Source organism: Massilia sp. Masssp94, from assembly GCF_059491305.1.
On the sequence record NZ_CP168501.1, the window covers coordinates 2,911,915 to 2,932,060 of the forward strand.

Here is a 20,146-nt window from a genome sequence, read left to right on the forward strand (position 1 = left end):
GCTAACAGCCACTTCGAGCACCTCGAATTCAACAATGCGCAGCTCAACGAATGAGTAACTACGATGACTGACCTGCAAGCACTGCTGGAAGTTCACCAAAGCACCCGCCTGTTGCGCTTGTCGTTCCCGAGGAACGACGGCCCGCGAGTCAAGTTGATGGTGAACCGGTTCGAAGGCACGGAATACCTGTCGCGCGACTTCGAATTCAAGGTGGAACTCCTGAGCGACGACGGCAGGATAGAACTCGAGGCAATGCACGGCAAGCTGCTGTGCGTCTCGCTGGTACAGGCGGACGGCAGCCTCCGTCCCTTCACCGGCTATGTCACGTCGTTCAAGCTGGTCAAAACCGATGGTGGCATCGCGTTCTACGAGGCCGTGCTGACGCCGTGGCTCGCGTACACGCGCCTGCGTCGTAACAATCGGCTGTTCCATGCCAAAAGCCTGCGCGAGCAGGCGGAGACGATCTTCGCTGGCTACAATGGACTACCCGCGTGGGAATGGGAAGTCACTGCCGAACAACCGCAGTTCACGATGACCACGCAATGGGACGAAACCGACCACAACTACCTGTGCCGGCGTTGGGAAGCGGCGGGCTACAGCTATTGGTACGAACACAGCCGCGAAGGCCATACGCTCAGGATCTGCGACGACACCCGCGCCGCGGCGCCGATCGATGGGCCGTCGCCCGGCATCCGCTTTCACCGCGCCGGTGGCGCGGTCGAAGAGGATGCGATCGGCGAATGGAGCCCGCTGCGCCAGTGGGCGTCCGGACAAACTGCGGTGAGCGGCTTCGACTTCAAGAATCCGCGCCCGATACATGCGGACACCGTCACCATCAACCAGCAAGGCGATATTCCGCAGCTGGAGGTGCATCGCTATGAAGGGCATTACGGATTCAAGCACCAGTCCGACGCCTACCGGCTTTCGCAATTGCGCATGGAAGAAATCGAAGCCCGCGGCAAGCTGTACGAAGCACAAGGCAACAACCGGCGAGTCGCCGCAGGCAGGTGGTTCAGGCTGCTCGACCATTTCAGCGAAAGCGAAGACAGCGAATTCCTGATCCTGGAAGTGCATCACGAAGCCAGCAACAATTACCTGCAAGGTAAGAATGCGCGCGCCGAGTACAAGAACCGCCTGCTCTGCCAGAGCAAGGCCTTGCCCTGGCGGCCGGGACGCGGCTTCAACAGCACGGATACCAGACTGCTGGCCTTGCAGACCGCCATCGTGGTCGGCCCGGAAGGTCAAGGCAGCCTGAACGTGGACCAGTACGGGCGCATCCAGGTCAAGTTTCACTGGGACCGGGACGAAAGCGGTAGCTGCTGGGTACGGGTAAGCAGCAACTGGGCCGGCGGCGAGAAAGGCTTGGTCAGTCACCCGCGGGTCGGCTCGGAAGTGATCGTGCAATGGCTCGACGGTAATCCCGACCATCCGATCGTGACCGGCTCGGTGTACAACCAGAGCTATATGCCGCCGTGGAAGCTGCCCGAACAGCGGGCGCTGACCGGGCTCAGAAGCCGTGAGCTGACGGCCAACGGCGGCAACGCGCCCGGAGGACGCAGCAACCACCTGGTGCTGGATGACACGCAAGGGCAGATCCAGGCGCAACTCAAGAGCGACCATCTCGCCAGCCAGCTCAGTCTCGGTCATATCAACCGCATCGAAGACACTGCTGGACGCAAGGGCGCGCGCGGCCAAGGCTTCGAACTGCGCACCGACGGCCGCGGCGCGGTGCGCGCGCAGCAAGGCCTGCTGCTCAGCACCGAAGGGCGGCCGAACGCCCAGGCCCATATCACGGACATGGAGGAGACGCTGGAGCGCATGGCGCAGGGCCAGGCGTTGCACGACAGCCTGTCGCAGGTGGCACAACAGGCGCAGGCGCACCAGCCCGGCGACCAGGACCAGGTGACCGACGCGCTGCAGGCGCAGGTCGATGCCATCAAAGGTCAGGGAGGCACTCCGGCGCAAGGCGAATTCCCGGAATTCCAGGCGCCCCACCTGACCCTGGCCAGCCCCGCCGGCATTGAAACCACCACGCAGGGCTCAACTCATCTGATGAGCGTGGAGCATTCTGCCCTGACCAGCGGCGGCCATATCAGCCTGAGCGCGGGCAAGAGCCTGCTGGCCAGCGTCAAGGAAGCGGTGCGCCTGTTTGCCTACAAGGCCGGCATGAAGCTGGTGGCGGCGAGCGCCGACATCGATATCACCGCCTTGAAGGACAGCGTGAACATCCTGGCCAAGCTCAACATCACCCATACCGCCAACCGGATCACGATCACGGCAAAGGAAGAGGTGGTGATCAACGGCGGCACCAGCTTCAGCCGTTGGAACGCATCGGGGATCGTCCATGGTACCAACGGCATCTGGCGTCAACACGCGGCGAAACATAGCTTCGACCCCGGCAAGAGCGAAGGCACGCCGGGCTTGCCGCAGACCGTAAAGCTACCGCCGGGGCAGCTCGACCTGTATCACCAGTACGTGAATCAGGAAGGCGGCAGGAAGCAAGGCGTCCAGCAAGGCGACTACACCGTCATCGATGCCGAAGGCGGCGTCCACCGCGGAACGCTCGATGGCAACGGCTTTGCCAGCGTGGCCGGCCTGCCGATGGGAATGGCCACGGTCAGCTACGACAAGGATCCGCGCGATCCGTGGGATGAAGGCAGCTACTTCGGCCGGGGAACCGAATGGCCGGCCGTCGCGCTGTCCGAGGCTGGCGCCGATGCGGCGGCCACGGCTGACCGGCCAACGTCGGTGCCAAGGGCGCAGAACCCCGGACTGCTCGCCGACGCCAAAGGTGCGGCAGCCAGCCTCACCGGCGTAGCCGGCAACTTCGGCGCGATCGCGCAAGCCGCGAAACAAGCGGCAAGCGTCGTGCGGTCGCTGCAAAAAGGCGGCGCGCAAGCACTGCTGGCACCGATCGGGCACGCGACCCTGAATGCCTACGGCGCGTCAAGTCCCGGCAAGCCTGCCGCCGCCGTTGCGTCGACCCTTGGTTTGCCCGGATCGCTGCCGCGCATCGGCGCTGAAGTCCCGCCGTCAACTTTGAAAACATCCACCGTATAAAAAAACTTCCATGACCGAACCCACGCAAGCCCCGTCCAAGCCGGCCGAACGCGTGCCGGAAGTCGCAGTCGCTCCACTCAACACGATAGACCAGCAAGACATTGGCGCCGCTGCCGCCGCTTTTGACAAATGGTTGCGCAAGATCAGCTATGACTACGTCACGTTGGAGCGCCTGAGCACGGTCGCCGGTAGCCTGCCGGTGATCGGCAACATCATGGCGTTGATCGACGCCATCATGGACATGGTGGGGGTCATCCAGAAGTACATCGCCAAGAAAGAAATTGATTTCCTGGAATGGGTCAGCCTGGGCATCAACTTGATCGGCGTGGTTCCGTTTCCGCCGACGATGAGTGCCGCCCGCATGAGCCTGCGGCCCGCGCTGCACCTGGTCCGGCAAAAGCTGGCGCTGGGCGTCAAGGATATTGGCGCCGCCCTGATCGAGGTGCTGATCGCGCACCTCAATGCCACGCTGGCGGGCAAGATCGAGACCTTTATCGATGGTGCGATGGGCAAGCTGGCAGGGATGCTGGACGATTGCGCCCACCTTGCCGACGGCATTGCCGACGATCTGATCAAGATCCTCAACCGCTGCATCGGCAAGGAACCGCTTTTCGACGTGGCATCCCCTGCGGAAGTGGAAGACAAGCTGTACGACCCCAAGGTGAAAAGCAGCTGGCGCCGCATGCTTGGCGCCCTTGGTCGGCAGTACAAAAAGGCCGCGAACTACGCTGTCGCTGCGGCAGCCAGCCACCTGCCGCAGAGCGCAATAGCGGGCGTGACCGGTATCATCGGTCACTTGACCGACTTTAAGCCGGCGTTTCGCAGCAAGCTCGCCGCTCTGGCCGACGAACAGGCGCAGATGAGCATCCGGTGGATAATGATGCGGCTGCGCGACGCGGTCATCAAGCATAAGAAGCGGCATCCGGTGCTGGTCCCGTCAGCCAAGGGCGCGCATCACAACAAGAACAACCCCGGCCACGAGCTGGAGGCTGTCAGCCATCAAAGCCCAGCCAAGGGCGACGCTAACGTTTGCAAGCTGTGCCCCGCACCCGGCGGGACCGCGCATTCGATCAGCTTCGCCACCGGCGCCGAAACTTTTACACATACCGACTTCGTACTGGATGCGCCGCTCCCCATCGAATGGAGCCGCACCTACCGCAGCCAGCTGACCGCCTTTGACCGCGGCAATCTTGGCGCACGCTGGCTCACGCCGTACAGCACCCGCATCGACGTCGTTGGCCAAGGCAAGTCCGCCGCCCTGCTCTATCACGCAGCCGACGGCCGCAGCCACCGCTATCCGTGGCTGGCCATCGGCCAGCGGTACTACGACCCGGTCGAGCAAATCACGCTCACCCGCATGAGCATCAACCTCCTCGCGCTCGACTTCGGCAAGCCGCTGCCGGAAGGCGAACCCAGCCCATGGCGCGAAACCTACGAGCTGGTCGACACCGTGCGCGCCAAGGTCGCCGACCTGGGCAAGGAACATTTCCGGCTGATCGCCGTGCATGCCCGCGACGGCGCCGGACTTGGCCTGCGATATGACCACGTAGTCGCCGGCGAGCAGGTGCTCAGCGACATCATCAGCAAGCAGGGCGAGACCATCGTCGCCCATGCCGGCACCCAGGTCGACGCCGATACCGGCCACGTCCGCGCACTGTGGGAAATCCGGGACGGCAAACTGGTGCGCCAACTTGCCGCCTACGACTACGATGTCCACGGCGACCTGATCCGCGCGCAGGACGAGAACGCCGCCGCGTGGCACTACCAGTACGACCGACACCTCGTCACCCGCTACACCGACCGCACCGGGCGTGGGATGAACCTCGCCTACGACACCAGCATCGACAGCGGTGTCCACGCCAAAGCGATCCGCGAGTGGGCCGACGACGGCGGCTACGACACCCGGCTCGAGTGGGACAAGAACATCCGTCTGACCTACGTCACCGACGCGCTTGGCCACGAGACCCGCTACTACTACGACATCGCCGGCTACACCTACCGCGTCGTGCATCCGGACGGGCGCGAGGAATGGTTCTTCCGCGATGACGCCAAGAACGTCGTCCGTCACGTTCACACCGACGGCAGCAGCGAGCATTTCCGTTACGACGAACACGACAACCTGCTCACGCACACCCGTGCCGACGGCAGCCAGGTTCACTTCGAGTATGACGACCAGCACCGCGTCACCGGCATCCTCGATGGCGAAGGCGGCACCTGGAAGCGTGACTACAACGTCCAGGGTGATCTGGTCGAGGAAACAGACCCGCTCGGCAACAAGACCCAGTACGCGTACGACAAGGCCGGCCGGCCCGTCGAAGTCACCGATGCCAAGGGCGGCGTCAAGAAACTTGCCTATACGCCGGACGGCCAGCTCGCCAGCTACACCGACTGTTCCGGGCACAGCAGCCATTGGGAATACGATGACCGCAAGCGCCTGATCAAGCGCATCGACGCCGCCGGCAATGTGACCCGCTACCGTTACACGCCGCTCAGCGCCGAAACGCTGACGCAGGCACACGGTGAAGGCGGCAACCATCCCGGCCAACTCGAAGCCGTCATCCACCCCGACGGCAGCGAAGAGCAACTGCGCCACGACGCCGAAGGCCGGCTGCTCGCGCACATCGACGCACTGCAACGCACCACCGCCTACCGCTACACGGCGGCCGGACTGATCGCGAGGCGCACCGACGCGCTGGGACATAGCCTGGATTATCAGTGGGATGCGCTCGGCCGCCTATCCGCACTGGAAAATGAAAACGGCAGCGTCTATCGCTTCCACTACGACCCGGTTGGTCGCCTGCTGCAGGAACAGGGTTTTGATGGCAAGACCACCGAGTACCGCTACGACGAAGCCAGTGGCGTGCTGGCGGAAACCGTCGAAACCGGCCTGACCATCCGCCTCGACTTCGACCCCACGGGCCGGCTCGTGCAACGCCGGGCCGCAGCGCCCGGCCAGTCGGAGCAAATCGAAACATTCGCCTACAACGCCAACGGCCAGCTGGCCGAAGCGAAGAACGAACACGCCAGGCTGCAATGGTTCTACGACGCCGCCGGCAACCTGGTCCGCGAGCACCAGCATTACCAGGGGCCTTTCCATCCCGACAGGCGCACCGCGGTCTGGCACCACCACTACGACGAACTCAATCAGCGCACCGGCACCACCCGCCCCGACGGCCACCGCGTCGAATGGCTGACCTACGGCGCCGGCCACGTACACGGCCTCCTGCTCGACGGGCAGGACCTCGTCTCCTTCGAGCGCGACGCGCTCTACCAGGAAACCGGCCGCACCCAGATCAACGGCCTGTTGCAAACGATGAAGTACGATCCGGCCGGACGCCTGATCGAACAGCAACTCGGAATCATCGCGCAGGCCAGCCAGAAGGACCGGGATTTCTACCCCGACAAGTATCGCCCCGACGTCCAAGCCGGCATGCAAGCCGCGATCCTGCGGCGCTACCGTTACGACCCGTCCGGCCAACTGACCAGCCTGGAAGACAGCCGGCGCGGCCGCGTCGAATACCGCTACGACCCGGTCGGACGGCTGCTGGCGGCAAACAGCGTGTTGGGCCATGAAACCTTCGCGTTCGACCCGGCCGGCAACATCCAGGCAGCCGATATCGCGCAGCAGGAACCCATGGCCCGTTATGCCCCGCTGCCAAAGCTGCTGGACAACCTGCTCAAGGAATATGCCGGTGTCAGCCACCGCTACGACGAACGCGGCAACCTCGTGGAACGCGTGCGGAACGGCAAGCGGTCCGAATATGAATGGGATGCGTTTAACCGGATGACCCGCGCCACCACTTGGCATGGCGTCACCACCTTTGCCTACGATCCGCTGGGACGGCGTGTTGCCAAGCACAGCCAGGTGATGGAAGGCACTGTGTTCCGGGAGATGACCCGAACCATGTACGGCTGGGACGGCGACACGCTGGCGTTGGAAAGCAGCGTGCATCACGGCTACGCGGCAAGCGAACGAACGGTGCACTACGTGTATGAGCGCGACAGCTTTGTGCCGTTGGTGCAGGCCAGTCGAAGCCACGCCCTTCGGCTGGCGCCTACCACCGATGTGAAGGCGCTGATGGCGCGCAACGGCGGTAAGTACGATATTGCGCTTGATCCGCTATGGAATGGGGATTTTGAGCAGGAAACCGAACCGTTCGGTAAGGACGAGATCGCCTTTTATCAATGCGACCATTTGGGAACCCCGCAGGAGTTGACGGATTGCGAGGGCAAGGTCGCATGGTCGGCGCAGTACAAGGCGTGGGGGCAGGCGAAGCAGGCAATCAGCGACGCGGCGTACAAGGCCGGGATACACAATCCGATCCGGTTCCAGGGGCAGTACTTTGATGAAGAGACGGGGCTGCATTACAACCGGCACCGATATTACGATCCACTTAGCGGTCGTTTTGTGAGCAAAGATCCGATTGGATTGCTAGGTGGTTTCAATACTCATACATATGCACCGAACCCTATTCAATGGATCGATCCGCTGGGTTTGGCACCAAAGAAACAGAATTCCGTTAAGAACGGTTGCGCTAGTTGCGATCCATGTCAAGGCCATAACCCTGCTGCAATTGCGCAGTCGTGGCAAGGTCGTGATCCGTACAACGGCGTGGATAGCTATAGAAATGTTGTCGTGAAAAAGGGCACCGTATTTTATACGCTTTATCCGCATGGAGACGCACCGGGGAACTATTTAGTGAAATCCGACGTAGTAGTAGGTGCCCGCAATGCTAGGCAGTACAATGACTCGGTACAAGTTGCTCACAAGGGAAATTGGAAGCATCGAGATGCACGTCCTATGCGCACCAAAGTTCACGGTTATGTTCTTGCTAAGGATACTTGCATGGCAGTTGGTGTTGCAAAAAACAATCCAAACCTTGGAAATGGTGGCGCCACCCAATATTTTATAGAAAATAAAGATAAACCAAGCCTTGTAGATACAGGGCGAATTATTGCGTATGGGAATTAATAATGCATACTGTTAAATTAGACTTGAAGCACGGTTTGATTTTGGTTGATTCGTCATCCATAACGGTTGATGAAAAAGGCGTTCTAGCCGGATCTATCGCAAAACTATGTTCACCACCGATTCAAACAGATGAGGGGCGAACGCAATATCGTCTACTAAAAAAAGTCAGTGTTTGCGGAAAATCGGCAGATAGCGTGATTGAAGTTGGAGAAGGGAAAATATGCGCCGTTACGTTTTTGTTTGATTTGATTGAGTTTTTTGAGTCCAGTATTCTGGAGTCAAAAGTACTAAAAGCATGCGAGAAAACTTTAAATTTGAAGTTTTTAAGTAATCATCCAAGCGAGGCCTTTTTCAAATCCAGCGAATGGGGGCGGGCCACATTTTTTTACGATGCTAAGCAAGGCGATCTAAGTTTGGACATCAATTTCGAGCATCGGACAAACAAATTAAGTTAAAAGGCATGAGTTGTAAAAAATACGATCTGGTTCCTCCAGGGAAACAATTATTTATCGATTTTTCGCTCGCCAACTGGGCTCCATACAGCTTCGTTAGGCTGAGGATACTCAGAGCCTATTCCTCGAGCTATCTTTTAATTTGGCTCTTTTAAGGAACTTCAATGAAAAAAGTTTCACTGTCTCTAGTATCTGGCCTTCTGTTGTCCATACTGGCGTTCCCTGCCTTGGCTGACAAAAAGATACCAGAATCGGCGTTTTTCGATGCCGCAATTTGTAAACCACCTTATTCTTCCCGTCATGCTTTGGATATGTATAAGGCAGCCGAAAAATTGGGTAAGCCCGATCAGTCATCAGGGGCAGCAGTGTATCATCTTACGGCTCCCATAAAAAAGGACGGTTTTGTTGCGCAAGATGTCTTGTTTGCTGGTTCAACCATTGGCGTCCTTGTTGAGGGAAATGTCGCCGAAAAATTGGCTAAGCATTACAAATTAGTACCGCAGGATATCAATATTATTAATATGTCTGGCTTTGCACGCCAGCTACCGGACGCCCAGCAAGAAATGAAAGAACTAGGACTAATTTCTCTTGTCGCACTCAAGAGTAGTGCTTTCAAAGATAAGACCTTGCTGGCGTGTCAATTTGTCAGCAACGAAGACCGAAAGAACATGGAATTACTGAACGAAAACTAAGCCTGACATTGCGCTCAACCTGGACACCGTCCCTAACACGCAGCGTCAGTTAGCTCCTCGGAGAGTTCGTCGTGGTGACAGTTGGTGACAGGTGGCTTGGCCATGAAAACCCCCTGGTAAGCCGTGCAGCCCAGGCCGCACGGCCACCTCGGAGTGCCATGCTCACACCACCATCGGCCCCCCGATGTTCCCTTTGAATATCTCCATATTCAGCGAGAAATCGTCCACGGTGCCCGCAGTCCGCCCATCGACCAGCACGCTGATCGCCCGGCCGCCGCATACCCGCTTCATCTCGTCGATCGACAGCGAGCGCACGCGCGAGCCGGCCGGCGCCGTGCCGTCAAAGGCCAGGTCTTCGATAATCAATGTGTTCATGATGGTTCTCCTCGAATGGTTGGAAGTGGAACGGCGCGCATGTCACGCGCCCACTTCCCACCATGCATGGAGCATGCCACCTGCCACGTAACGGGCAGGCCGGCATTGACGGCGGTTTGTGTTGGTCCGGGACCAACACATCGCCTGAGACTGTTGGAAGATCAGTTCTTGCCGGACGATTTGGCCGCCACTTCGCGATACCGGGCTTCCGTCTCGGCCAAGCCTATGCGGGCCTGGACGAGCTGGGTCTGCATGCGTATGCGCTCCACCTCTTGCTGCACGCCTGAGAGTCCGGAGCCCTCTTGCGGTGCCCAGATCAAATCTCCGCCTTTGCCCGTGGCATTGCCGCGCGTGCACACGCGGCCATTCAACGCGGCCCCTTCGGAAAACTTCTGGTCCTGGTAAAAACAGTAGGATGGGTCGGCGGCCTTGGCGGGTCCGACGAAAACGACCGCCAATGCGGCGGCCGTGATGAACATTGATTTCATTGCGTTCCTGTTCAGGTAACGCCGCGCCGGCTCGCACCGGCGCGGCACTTCAGGTTAGAACACGTAGGTGGCCTGCATGCGGAAGCTGCGGCCCGGATCGAACCAGGAACGGCCCATGTCGCCAGGGGTCTGCTGGTTGACCTGTTTCGTCACGGTACGGGTCAGGTTGCTGATGTTGAAGCTGCCCGAGAAGTGGTCGCTGAAGCGGTAGTTGATGCCCGCATCCCACTGGCCCACCGGCAGCTGCCACACCGGGATCCCGAAGCCCGCATCCTGCAGCGGGTTGCCCTTGTCGTCCACGTGCGCCGGATCGGCGCTGGTGCCGTTTTGCCCCTTGGCGCCATAGACACCCGTCGCCAGCAAGGTACGGTCACGCCAGGAATACGCCAGACGTGCCGACACCGGGCCGCGGTCGTACATGAAGGCCATGTTGAAGGCGCGCTTCGACATGTACGGCACCGGCAGGTCCTTGTACGGGATGCCGTTGGTGTCGCAGCCATACAGCGCTGCAGATCCCTTCAGCTCGCCACCGGAGGGGCAGAAATTCGACGGGTTCGGGTGGTACAGCTGCTGCTTGCCTTCGATATAGGTGAAGTTCGACGACACGCCGAAACCCTTCGCCCAGTCCGGCAGGTAGTCGCTCACGCCGGGCACGTGATCGAGGTAGGTCATGCCGGCCAGCTCGATACCGCGCACACGGGCCTTGGCCGCGTTGGCCGGACCGGTGATCGTGAACTCCATATCGTTGCCGGCGAGATCCTTATACGTCCTCGTATAGGATTCGTTCATGATGATGTCCTTGACCTGCTTGTAGAAGAATGCAGCGGTCAGGGATTGGCCCGGGCGCGGATACCATTCCAGCGTCAAGTCGACATTGTTCGACTTGAGCGGCTTCAGCTTCACGTTACCGTCGTTGGTGCCGGTGTACGAGATGGTGGTGATCTTCTTGCTGTCGTTGGGATCGTTGATCACGTTCTGCGACAGCGTGATGTACTCCTGCAACTGATCGAAACCGGGACGGTAGATGCCGCGCGACAGCGCCACGCGTGCCTGCAGCTTGTCCGTCAGGCTCGCCTTCAGGTTCAGGCTCGGAATCACGTCGACGTGGCTGGACTTGAGATCCATCGGATCGCTGATCTCGCCGAAGCGCGGGACGTTCGGATTGGTGGTCTCGCCATAACTTGGCTTGAACACCGTGTAACCATGGGCCACGGTATTGGTCCGGACCACGCGTACGCCGGCGACGCCGTCCACCGGATATTTCCAGTTGTCGAAGCCGAAGCGCAGGTTGCCGTACAGGGCCTGGGTGCCTTCGCTGTGCCGGCTGACGTACTGCGGTTCGGTGCTGAAGCCAGGCGGGCGCCAATCGCTGCCGGCCGTCGAGCAATCGCTCGTCGCGCCCGTCAGCCTGTTGTCGTCCTCGCAGTTATAGCGCAGCGCGGTCAGCAAATTCTTGTATGCGGCCATGTCCCTGACCATCGACTGGGCGGGCACGACGAACGCCGGCGGTGCATGCATCCTGCCGTTGAAGAAGTCGGGGAACGCGAACGTTTGGACGTTGCCCAGCGCTGCGTATTTCGGGTCGCTCAAGTAACCGAAGTTCGGGCGCTGCCAGTCCCAGCTTTCGAGGTGCGGGATTTGTCCCGGGACGTCGGTTTCCTTCACGCCCCATTCTTCGGCATAGGATTTCCAGCCCGAACCCGCATTCTTGTCCTTGCGCGAGGAACGTTCCGTGATGCGGACGCCGAAGCGGACGTCGCGCAGCACCGGATGGTCGAAGCTGTATTTGCCATCCAGTTTCCAGGCGTACAGATCGGCCTTGGCACGGTTGAATTCAGGCTGCGAAATACCCCAGTAGTAGTTGCGGGGATCGGCCAGGAAGGCGATCGCCTTGTCGTTGAAATTGAATGCGGGCCGCGAACCGGAGACGTCCAGGCCTTCGCTCGGCAGGAATGTGCCGAGGTTGAGCATGCCGTAATTGCCGTTGTTGGTGGCGTGCACCCATTGCAGGTCGTTCTGGAACGACCAGCTTTCGTTGACGCGCCATTTGAAGTTCCACGCCAGCTCGCGCGTGCGGCCATGCACGTCGCGGAAGTTCTGGGTGGTGTTCATGCCGAGACCGCCGTCCACGAACTGGTTCGCGCCCTTGCCGCCGATCGGATAGCTGAGAACGCCCGACTGGAACACGCCGGCGCTGTTGAACTTGGCGTCGGTATAGACGGTCTTGTACGGGTTTTCAGGGTTGACACCCATCGAGACATTCGCGTTGACCTGATGGAACGCGGAGTCGAAGTACGTCAACGACGATTCCAGGTTGTCCTTCTTCCACTGCAACGCGCCATAGAAGCCCACGCGGCGGGTATCTTCGTTGTTGCTACCCCAGTTGCCACCGGCCGGCACCCACGCGGTCTGGCCTGGGATGAGATCGCTCCTCGGGTAGTAGACGTTCTGGTCGATCGTGTCGTAGCGGAACTTGGTGCGATTGAACGACAAATCCACCAGCGCGCCGAATTCGCCCGCGCGGGTCTTCCACCGGTTCGAGTACAGACCCGAGAAGCCCGGCGATTTGGTCTTGCCCAGTTCGGCGTAATTGCCCGTGGTGGTCAGCGCGCCGTACTGGCCCGGCGCGTCGAACGGCAGCCGCGTGCGCAGGTTGATCTGGCCGCTGATGCCGCCTTCGATCAGGTCGGCGGACGGATTCTTGTAGACTTCCACGCCCGCCATCAGTTCCGGCGGCACGTCGCCCCAGCTCAGTTCGCGTCCAGGCCAGCCGGCCGAGAACGTTTCGCGGCCGTTCATCGTGGACGAACCCCAGGACAGGCCACGCACCTGCACGCCCGAACCTTCCACGTTGAATTCCAGGCCGTTCGCGGCCAGGGAGGCGCCCTGGCGCGACTGGTTACGGTCCATCGTGACGCCCACCACGCGCTGCAGCACCTCGGTGATCGAGCGGTCCGGCAGCTTGCCGGCTTCGTCGGCCACGACCGCATCGACGATCTGGTCGGAATCGCGTTTGATCGCCGTCGCGGTCTCGAGCTGCTTGCGCTGGCCGGTGACCACGACAGTCGTAGTTGCGCTGTCGGCCGTCTGCGCCTGCGCGCTGCCGCACAGCATCGCGAACTGCGCCGCGGCCATCGCCAGCGCGGTCATCTTGATCGTCTTCCTGACGACCTTCGTCTCATCTCTTGTCATTATTGATGTCCTTTGTCTATGCCTTGGTTGCCACCGCCGTGCGGTGGCCATGAATGTCAGTCCAATGTCACTGGAAGTAGATCGGGCCGGTCAGCTTGAACTGGGTCTGGTACTTCGACGCTGCGTTTTTCACCTGCCCGTTCGGCTGTACCGCGGAGAACCGCATCTCGAGGACCGGGTAGTTCTGCACTTCGTTCATGATGTCCAGCCCGCTCAGGCCGCAGGTCTCGCTGAATGCGAACTGATCCTTGAGGCCGACGCTGTAGTTCGTGGCGGCGGCGGCGGTCGGCTGGACGGTGGCTTTCAGGGCTACGTTGCAAGCCTTGCCATCCTTCTGGTTGAAGTGACCGAGGAAGAGTTCGACGTTGAACTTGTTGTTGGCCGCGCCGAACCACTCCGGATTTTGCGCAAGGTTGAAATGCAGCGCCGACTGGATCTCGAGCTGCAGGCCTTTCGGCGCGGCGCCCGGCGTGGTGAGGGCGGTTTCCTTGACGCCGGCCCGGTACGTGCCGTCCGGCGACAGGAGATCGGCGTCTGCGAGGCCGGCTGCGAAGAACTGGAACGACGCGCGGCTATACCACCATGCGTCCGGCGGCGCATCGGACGTTGCCGTGAAGGTGAAGCTGTCGCCGGAAGCGGCGCGATCGCAACTGTCGCACCACCATTGGTTACCGAAATGGCCAATGAGGCCTTCGTTGGTGTTGTCGGTGTCCTTGTAGCCGGTCAGGAAAGTCATCTTGGCCGGCAGTTCGGTACCGATCGGAATGTTTTTCTGCATGAACTGCGCCATCGCCACCGACGTCGCATCTTTTCCGGTCACCAACGCCGGCAGATAGAAGTCATTACCCTCCTGCTCGGCGACGATGGTGCACATCCCGTTGGCGAGCTTGGTCATCGTCGTCCCGCTGACCGAGCACACGTCGGGTGTCTTGCTCGTGAATTTGGCCGGCAGGCCCGAGGTGAAGGTGGCGGACAACTGCACCGGCTTCGTATCGAGCGGCTGCCAGCCCGGGTTGGGGAACTTGGCGATCATTTGCGGGTTCTTGGGAACGACGAAGATCTGGCGCTGCGAGACCGGCGCGTAGCCGTCGGCACCGGCCTGCGTGGCGGTCACCGAGCACTCGCCCAGTTTCAGCAGCGTCAGCTGATCCCCGCTGACGCTGCAAACGTCCGGCGTGTTCGACGTGAACGTCACGGCGCCGCCGGAACTCGCCGTCGCCTTCAGCGTGGCCGTCGCGGAATTGGGCGGCACGCCGATCAACGCCTCGCCCGAGAACGGGAGCTGAAAGCTGATGGTCTGCTCTGCGCCCCCGTCAGTACTGCCGCCGCCGCCGCCGCCGCAGGCGCTCAGAAGTGCGATGCAGCCGAGTGCAATCGCCGAAACATGGAATTTCATCGCTTCTCTCCTCATGGTGTGGTTCCTATCTGTCGTATTGATGCGTTTTTTACGAGCCCATGACACCGCGCCGCGTGAGGACACGCGTCGGGCGAATGCTTCCGAAGGGATGCACTGGACTGGTATCGGGACGGGAATGCCCGGGAGCGCGGAGCTCCAATCGTGCTTCAACTGTTATTGTTCTTTATATATAACGGACATTCTCATGGTTTATGATGCCATTGGCAGTGGCATGGCCACAATTACAATAACTTTTAAGGTAGGACATGAAATTCACCAGCCGTTGGGTTTTTGCCGATTGCACACGGGGAAACAAGCGCCGGCTATGTTGTTGATTTGCAACGCCGAACGACGGCGAACCTAAGCTTTGGCGCGCGCTCTAACACCTGCCCCGGACATCGACCGGACGCAGGAGCGTGACCATGGCAGGCATCGTGCGCATCGACGACGAAGTGATCACGACGGATGACTTCATCCGTACGCTGAAGTTGAACGGACAGTTCGAAGGATTGGTCGAGCAGATGGTGCGCGACCGCCTCACGGCGCGCGCCGCGCGGCAGGCCGGCCTCATGCTCGCGCCCGGGCAGATCCAGGAGCGTGCCGATGCATTCCGCCGCGCGCTGGGCCTGCATCGCGCGGCGGACACCAACCACTATCTCGACGCGCTGGGCGTTTCGCTGGACGAGTTCGAGGCGTACATCACCGACGGCCTGTACCAGGAAAAGATGCTGGAGCAGGTGTGCAGCGAAACGGCCGTCGCGCAGTATTTCAAGCTCAATTCGCCGCGCTTCGACAGCGTGGAGATCAGCCACGTCGTGCTCGATGCCGAAGGCGCGGCGCGGGAGATGCTGTCCGTGCTGCAGGAGGAGCCGGAAGCGTTCGCCGAGATGGCACGCGAGCACTCCGTCGACGAGGGCACGCGCCAGCAGGGCGGCGTTATCGGCAAGGTGTTGCGCGGCTCGCTCAAGGGCGACATCGAGGCGCGCGTGTTCAATGCGCGTGAGGGCGAACTGCTCGGACCGTTTCCATCCCCCGATGGCGCGTGCTGGGAAATTTTTTGCGTCAACGCGAAACACCCGGCCTCGCTCGATGCCGACACGGCCGCCGAGGTGCGCCGCCTGCTGCGCGAAGCGTGGCTGGTGGCGCGCGCGCAGGAGCACGTGATCGAAGCGTGTCCGACGCGCTGAGCCCGGCTGTCACCATGGAAACGCCGTCCAGAGCGCCGCCGTCCACGGATTTCCTGGCATCCGTGGAGATCCTGTCGCCGCTGGGGCGCGAGGCGCTGGAACAGCTGGCGGACGCGGTGCAGGTGAGTCATTACGCGTTCGGCGAGACGATCTGCAAGGCGGGCGACCCGGCCGAGGGGCTGTATGTGGTGAAATCCGGTTCCGTGCGCGTGTTCTCCGAAGAGCACGGCAAGGAGCTCAGCATCGGCGTCCGTAAAACGGGCGAGACGTTCGGCGACATCGCCATGCTGCGCGACGCCCACCATGACTTGTCGGCACGTGCATCGCTTAAGACGGAGCTGTGGCTGATCCCGCGCGCGGCGATCGAGCCCGTGCTGGCGCGCAATCCGCAAGCCCTCGATTTCGTCACGAGCTATGTCGCGATCGGTTCCGCCGGCGGCCTCGTGGCGCGCCTGTTCGATTTGCGCGGCAAGGTCGGCAAGGAAGAACTGGAAGAGATGGTGCGCAGCGTGGGCGTCAAGCGCGTCCCGGCTGGCAAGGAAATCCTCAGGCAGGACGGGCGCGACGACCGCCGCCTGTACGTGCTGCGCCAGGGGCAAGTGAAACTGGTCTACCACGACGGCGCCGACGAATTGACGTTGGCCACCCTGCAGGCGGGCGACATGTTCGGCGAGAAGGCGTGTTTGATGCGGCAGGAACAGATGGCGTCGGCCGTGGCGGTATCTGCCGCTACCCTGCTCGTCATCCCCGAAAAGACGGCACACATGATCCTCGAGCGCAACGCTGGCCTGCGCGAAGTGCTGGAAGACCGCATCCGCTTCGTCGAACGGGAGCTGGAGCGGCAAAAGAAGCTGGCCGAACGCCGCAAGCGGCCGCTGCGGCTCGACCTCGCCGAGCCCGGGTCCGGCGAGCGCGTGATCCGCCGCTTCGCCCTGGTGGAGCAGGCCGAGGAGATGGATTGCGGCGCGGCCTGCCTCGCCATGCTGTGCCGCCACTACGGCCTGCAGATTACGCTCGGCAAGCTGCGCGAACTGGCCAACGTCACCACGCAGGGCGCGACCCTGGACAGCCTCGCGCGCGCGGGCGAGACGCTCGGCTTCTCGGCGCGCGGCGTGCAGTGCACCTTCGATGCGCTGCAGGGGTTCGAGTTGCCCTTCATCGTGCACTGGGAGGGCTACCACTACGTGATCGTGTACGGCATCTCGCCGCGCACCATTTGGGTCGCCGATCCGGCGGTGGGCTTCCGCAAGATGTCCGTCGAGGCGTTCGAGCGGGGCTGGAGCGGCACCTGCCTCGTCTTCACGCCCGGCCAGGACATGGCGGCGCAGGCCGCCCTTCGCTCGCCGTGGCTGCGCTTCGTGGGCTATTTGCGGCCGTATCGCAAGATACTGCTGCATCTGTTCCTGGCCACGTTCGTGATCCAGATGCTGGGCATCGTGCCGCCCCTGATCATCCAGAACATCCTCGACGGCGTGATCGTGCACCAGAACGTCAGCCTCCTGCATCTCCTGATTGCCGGGCTCGTCATTTCAAATGTGTTCTCGCAGCTGATGGCGACCGTGCGCGCCTACCTTGCCAACTACATGGTGCGCAATCTCGACTTTTCGATGATGGCCGGGTTTTTCAAGCACACGATGTCGCTGCCGTTCTCGTTCTTCGCCAAGCGCAAGACGGGCGACATCGTCGCGCGCTTCCAGGAAAACCAGACGATCCGGGCCTTCCTCACCGAATCCACCGTCACGACGTTGCTGAACCTCTTGATGGTGTTCATCTATTTTTCCATCCTGTTCGTCTACAACGTCAAGCTGACCTTATTGTTGATCGCGTTCGTCATCCCGATCATGGCGCTGACGATCCTGACGACGCCGCACATCAAGCAGTACGCGCGCGATGTCTTCAACGCCTCCACCGATGCGCACGCCTTCCTGATGGAGGCGCTGGGCGGCGTGGAGACGATCAAGGGCATGGGCAGCGAGCGCCCCGTGCGCCTGAAGTGGGAAAAGAAGTACGTGAAGGCGCTCGACACGCAGTACCGCGCGCAGCAATTCAACATCCTCGTGGGCCTCGCGAGCCAGTTGCTCAATGCGGGCACGACCATCGCGATCCTGTGGGCCGGTGCCAGCCTCGTCCTGGACCACGAGCTGACGATCGGCCAGCTGATCGCCTTCAACGCCCTGATGGGCAGTGTGCTGGCGCCGTTGATGGGGCTGGTAGCGCTGTGGAGCCGGCTGGCGGACGCGGGCGTTGCCATGGAACGCCTCGGCGACGTGCTCGACATCGAACCGGAACAAAAGCCCGGCGAGGCGGCCAGCCGCGTCGTGCTGCCCGACCTGCGCGGCGACGTCAAACTCGAGAACGTGTACTTCCGCTATGGCGGCAACGACACGGCCTATGTGCTGGAAAACATCAGCATCGACATCCGCCGCGGAGAACTGGTCGCCATCGTCGGCCGCAGCGGCTCGGGCAAGACGACGCTGGCGAAACTGCTGGTCGGCTTTTATGCACCCACGGACGGCAAGATCCTCGTCGACGGCTACGACATGAGCGCGATCGACAAGGATTATTACCGCGCCCAGGTCGGCTACGTCATGCAGAGCAATCTGCTGTTCTCCGGCACCATCGCGGAAAACATTGCGAGCGGCGACGAGAGTCCGGACCGGCGCCGCATCGAGCAGGTCGCGAAGATGGCCGATGCGCACGCCTTCATCAGCAAGATGCCGCTCGGGTACGAGCAGGTGGTGGGCGAGCGCGGCGTCGGGCTGTCCGGCGGCCAGGTGCAGCGCTTATGCATCGCCCGCGCGCTGTACCAGGATCCGCGCCTGCTCGTGTTCGACGAGGCGACGTCGGCACTCGATACGCAGTCCGAAAGCAACATCATCGCGAACATGCACGAGATCCTCGCGGGACGCACGGCCGTGATCATCGCGCACCGGCTCAGCACGATCATGCGGGCGGATAAAATCGTCGTGCTGTACGAGGGCGGCATCGTCGAGCAAGGCCGGCACGACGAGCTGCTGGCGGGGCGCGGCATGTATTACGAGCTCGTGCAGAAGCAATTGGCCGCAGCTTGATTATCATGAAACTGTTCAACCAGGATCTGCCGCAGGGCGCATCGTCGATGTCATACGCGGGCTTGCTGGAGCGCCTGGAAATCCTGCGCTCGACCCTGCGCTGGGCCAGCCGCCTGGACCGGCCCGACATCGAAAAGCTGCTGCGCCAGGCGAATGCCGTGCGCGACGAGGTCATGCAACTGTCGCACACGGAGCGTTTCATACAAGCAGTCGGCAGTCAGGCGGCGCCGGAGCAGATCCCGGGCGAGCGCCGCCAGGCCCTGCTCGCGCGCAGCTTCGTGTTCGAAGGCACGTTCGGCGACAACCCACGCCTGCTGGACGCGCTCGAGATCGCGGAAAAGGCGGCGCCGACCGACCTGCCCGTCCTCGTCGACGGCGAAAGCGGTACGGGCAAGGAATTGATGGCCAAGGTGATCCATGCGAACGGCGCACGCGCCGACAAAGCGTATATCTCCGTCAACTGCGGCGCCATTCCCGAGAGCCTGATTGAATCGGAACTGTTCGGCCACAAGCGCGGCGCCTTCACCGGCGCGGCGACGGACCGCAAGGGCAAGTTCGAAAGCGCGCACAAGGGCACGATCTTCCTGGACGAGATCGGCGAGTTGCCGCTGCAGGGACAAGTGAAATTGCTGCGCGTGCTGCAGTCGCACGAGATCCAGCGCGTCGGCTCGGACGAGACGATCGCCGTCGACGCCCGCATCGTCGCGGCCACCAACAAGAATCTGCGCCAGCTGATCGAACAGGGCCAGTTCCGCGAAGACCTGTTTTATCGGCTCAGCGTGATCCACGTGACCTTGCCGCCGCTGCGCGAGCGCAAGGACGAGATCCCGCTGCTGCTGGCCTATTACGGCGACGAGGCGGCCGAAGCGCTGAAGAGGCGGCCGGTCGCGCTGACGCCGGTCTTGCGCGCCTTCCTGCTCGACTACACCTACCCCGGCAACATCCGCGAATTGCGCAACCTGATGTACCGCCTGGCCTGCCTGGCCGGAGACACGGCGGACATCGCGCACCTGCCCGAGGACATCCGCCCCGTTGCGCCTGCCCGGATCGAGACGGCCTCACCGGACCCGCCGGCCTCGCTGGCCGAAGCCAAGCGCGCGGCCAGCGACGAAGCCGAGCGTGCCTGCCTGGAACGCGGCCTGAAGGACGTCGGCGGCACCGTGGCCGAACTGGCGCGGCGCTGGGACATGAACCGCTCCCATTTGCAGATCCTGCTGAAGAAGCACGGGCTGCATTCGAAGGATTTTCGGCGGCATTAGCC

General features: G+C 61.7%; 11 protein-coding genes. 7 read left to right on the forward strand and 4 right to left on the reverse strand.

Features of this window, described 5'->3' with window-relative positions:
- The first annotated feature begins 63 nt into the window (after positions 1 to 63).
- The 4 genes from ACEN9G_RS12910 (at position 64) to ACEN9G_RS12925 (ending at position 9,176) form a co-directional block, all read left to right on the forward strand.
- The gene (locus ACEN9G_RS12910) at positions 64 to 3,060 is read left to right on the forward strand and encodes a type VI secretion system Vgr family protein (protein ID WP_413337467.1); all 2,997 of its coding nucleotides are present in this window, start codon (positions 64 to 66) and stop codon (positions 3,058 to 3,060) included.
- Positions 3,061 to 3,070: 10 nt separating this feature from the next.
- Complete coding sequence (locus tag ACEN9G_RS12915) at positions 3,071 to 8,032, forward strand: RHS repeat-associated core domain-containing protein (RefSeq protein WP_413337468.1); 4,962 nt, start codon at positions 3,071 to 3,073, stop codon at positions 8,030 to 8,032.
- Positions 8,033 to 8,034: 2 nt separating this feature from the next.
- Positions 8,035 to 8,487, forward strand: a complete 453-nt coding sequence (locus ACEN9G_RS12920) for a hypothetical protein (protein ID WP_413337469.1) — start codon at positions 8,035 to 8,037, stop codon at positions 8,485 to 8,487.
- A gap of 161 nt (positions 8,488 to 8,648) precedes the next feature.
- Positions 8,649 to 9,176 (forward strand): hypothetical protein, encoded by a 528-nt coding sequence (locus ACEN9G_RS12925; RefSeq protein WP_413337470.1) that lies wholly within the window; start codon positions 8,649 to 8,651, stop codon positions 9,174 to 9,176.
- 162 nt (positions 9,177 to 9,338) lie between these two features.
- On the opposite strand, the gene ACEN9G_RS12930 is transcribed toward ACEN9G_RS12925, so the two are convergent.
- The 4 genes from ACEN9G_RS12930 to ACEN9G_RS12945 form a co-directional block, all read right to left on the reverse strand.
- Positions 9,339 to 9,551: a hypothetical protein gene (locus tag ACEN9G_RS12930; protein WP_413337471.1), complete on the reverse strand. Its 213-nt coding sequence runs from the start codon at positions 9,549 to 9,551 to the stop codon at positions 9,339 to 9,341.
- 161 nt (positions 9,552 to 9,712) lie between these two features.
- Entirely contained in the window at positions 9,713 to 10,030 is a 318-nt protein-coding gene (locus ACEN9G_RS12935; protein ID WP_413337472.1) for a DUF1496 domain-containing protein, read from the reverse strand.
- A gap of 63 nt (positions 10,031 to 10,093) precedes the next feature.
- Positions 10,094 to 13,231 carry a TonB-dependent receptor gene (locus ACEN9G_RS12940; protein WP_413339510.1) on the reverse strand — a complete coding sequence of 1,046 codons (3,138 nt, stop codon included), beginning with the start codon at positions 13,229 to 13,231 and terminating at the stop codon, positions 10,094 to 10,096.
- Positions 13,232 to 13,298: 67 nt separating this feature from the next.
- A complete protein-coding gene (locus tag ACEN9G_RS12945; protein WP_413339512.1) occupies positions 13,299 to 14,642 on the reverse strand; it encodes a hypothetical protein in 1,344 nt (447 codons plus the stop codon).
- A gap of 407 nt (positions 14,643 to 15,049) precedes the next feature.
- On the opposite strand from ACEN9G_RS12945, the gene ACEN9G_RS12950 reads away from it, so the two are divergent.
- Genes ACEN9G_RS12950 through ACEN9G_RS12960 form a run of 3 tightly spaced genes read left to right on the forward strand, consistent with a single transcriptional unit; the run spans position 15,050 to position 20,144 of the window.
- Entirely contained in the window at positions 15,050 to 15,814 is a 765-nt protein-coding gene (locus ACEN9G_RS12950; RefSeq protein WP_413339514.1) for a peptidylprolyl isomerase, read from the forward strand.
- Positions 15,815 to 15,828: 14 nt separating this feature from the next.
- Positions 15,829 to 18,885 carry a peptidase domain-containing ABC transporter gene (locus tag ACEN9G_RS12955; RefSeq protein WP_413339529.1) on the forward strand — a complete coding sequence of 1,019 codons (3,057 nt, stop codon included), beginning with the start codon at positions 15,829 to 15,831 and terminating at the stop codon, positions 18,883 to 18,885.
- Positions 18,886 to 18,890: 5 nt separating this feature from the next.
- Positions 18,891 to 20,144 (forward strand): sigma-54 interaction domain-containing protein, encoded by a 1,254-nt coding sequence (locus tag ACEN9G_RS12960; RefSeq protein ID WP_413339516.1) that lies wholly within the window; start codon positions 18,891 to 18,893, stop codon positions 20,142 to 20,144.
- The last annotated feature ends 2 nt before the right edge of the window (positions 20,145 to 20,146 follow it).

What these genes read in the sequence shown, in the direction of transcription:
- ACEN9G_RS12935 (WP_413337472.1), bottom strand. Translation starts at nt 10,030, where the DNA reads ATGTTCATCACGGCCGCCGCATTGGCGGTCGTTTTCGTCGGACCCGCC.
- ACEN9G_RS12945 (WP_413339512.1), bottom strand. Translation starts at nt 14,642, where the DNA reads ATGAGGAGAGAAGCGATGAAATTCCATGTTTCGGCGATTGCACTCGGC.
- ACEN9G_RS12915 (WP_413337468.1), top strand. Translation starts at nt 3,071, where the DNA reads ATGACCGAACCCACGCAAGCCCCGTCCAAGCCGGCCGAACGCGTGCCG.
- ACEN9G_RS12920 (WP_413337469.1), top strand. Translation starts at nt 8,035, where the DNA reads ATGCATACTGTTAAATTAGACTTGAAGCACGGTTTGATTTTGGTTGAT.
- ACEN9G_RS12950 (WP_413339514.1), top strand. Translation starts at nt 15,050, where the DNA reads ATGGCAGGCATCGTGCGCATCGACGACGAAGTGATCACGACGGATGAC.
- ACEN9G_RS12960 (WP_413339516.1), top strand. Translation starts at nt 18,891, where the DNA reads ATGAAACTGTTCAACCAGGATCTGCCGCAGGGCGCATCGTCGATGTCA.
- ACEN9G_RS12925 (WP_413337470.1), top strand. Translation starts at nt 8,649, where the DNA reads ATGAAAAAAGTTTCACTGTCTCTAGTATCTGGCCTTCTGTTGTCCATA.
- ACEN9G_RS12940 (WP_413339510.1), bottom strand. Translation starts at nt 13,231, where the DNA reads ATGACAAGAGATGAGACGAAGGTCGTCAGGAAGACGATCAAGATGACC.
- ACEN9G_RS12955 (WP_413339529.1), top strand. Translation starts at nt 15,829, where the DNA reads ATGGAAACGCCGTCCAGAGCGCCGCCGTCCACGGATTTCCTGGCATCC.
- ACEN9G_RS12930 (WP_413337471.1), bottom strand. Translation starts at nt 9,551, where the DNA reads ATGAACACATTGATTATCGAAGACCTGGCCTTTGACGGCACGGCGCCG.
- ACEN9G_RS12910 (WP_413337467.1), top strand. Translation starts at nt 64, where the DNA reads ATGACTGACCTGCAAGCACTGCTGGAAGTTCACCAAAGCACCCGCCTG.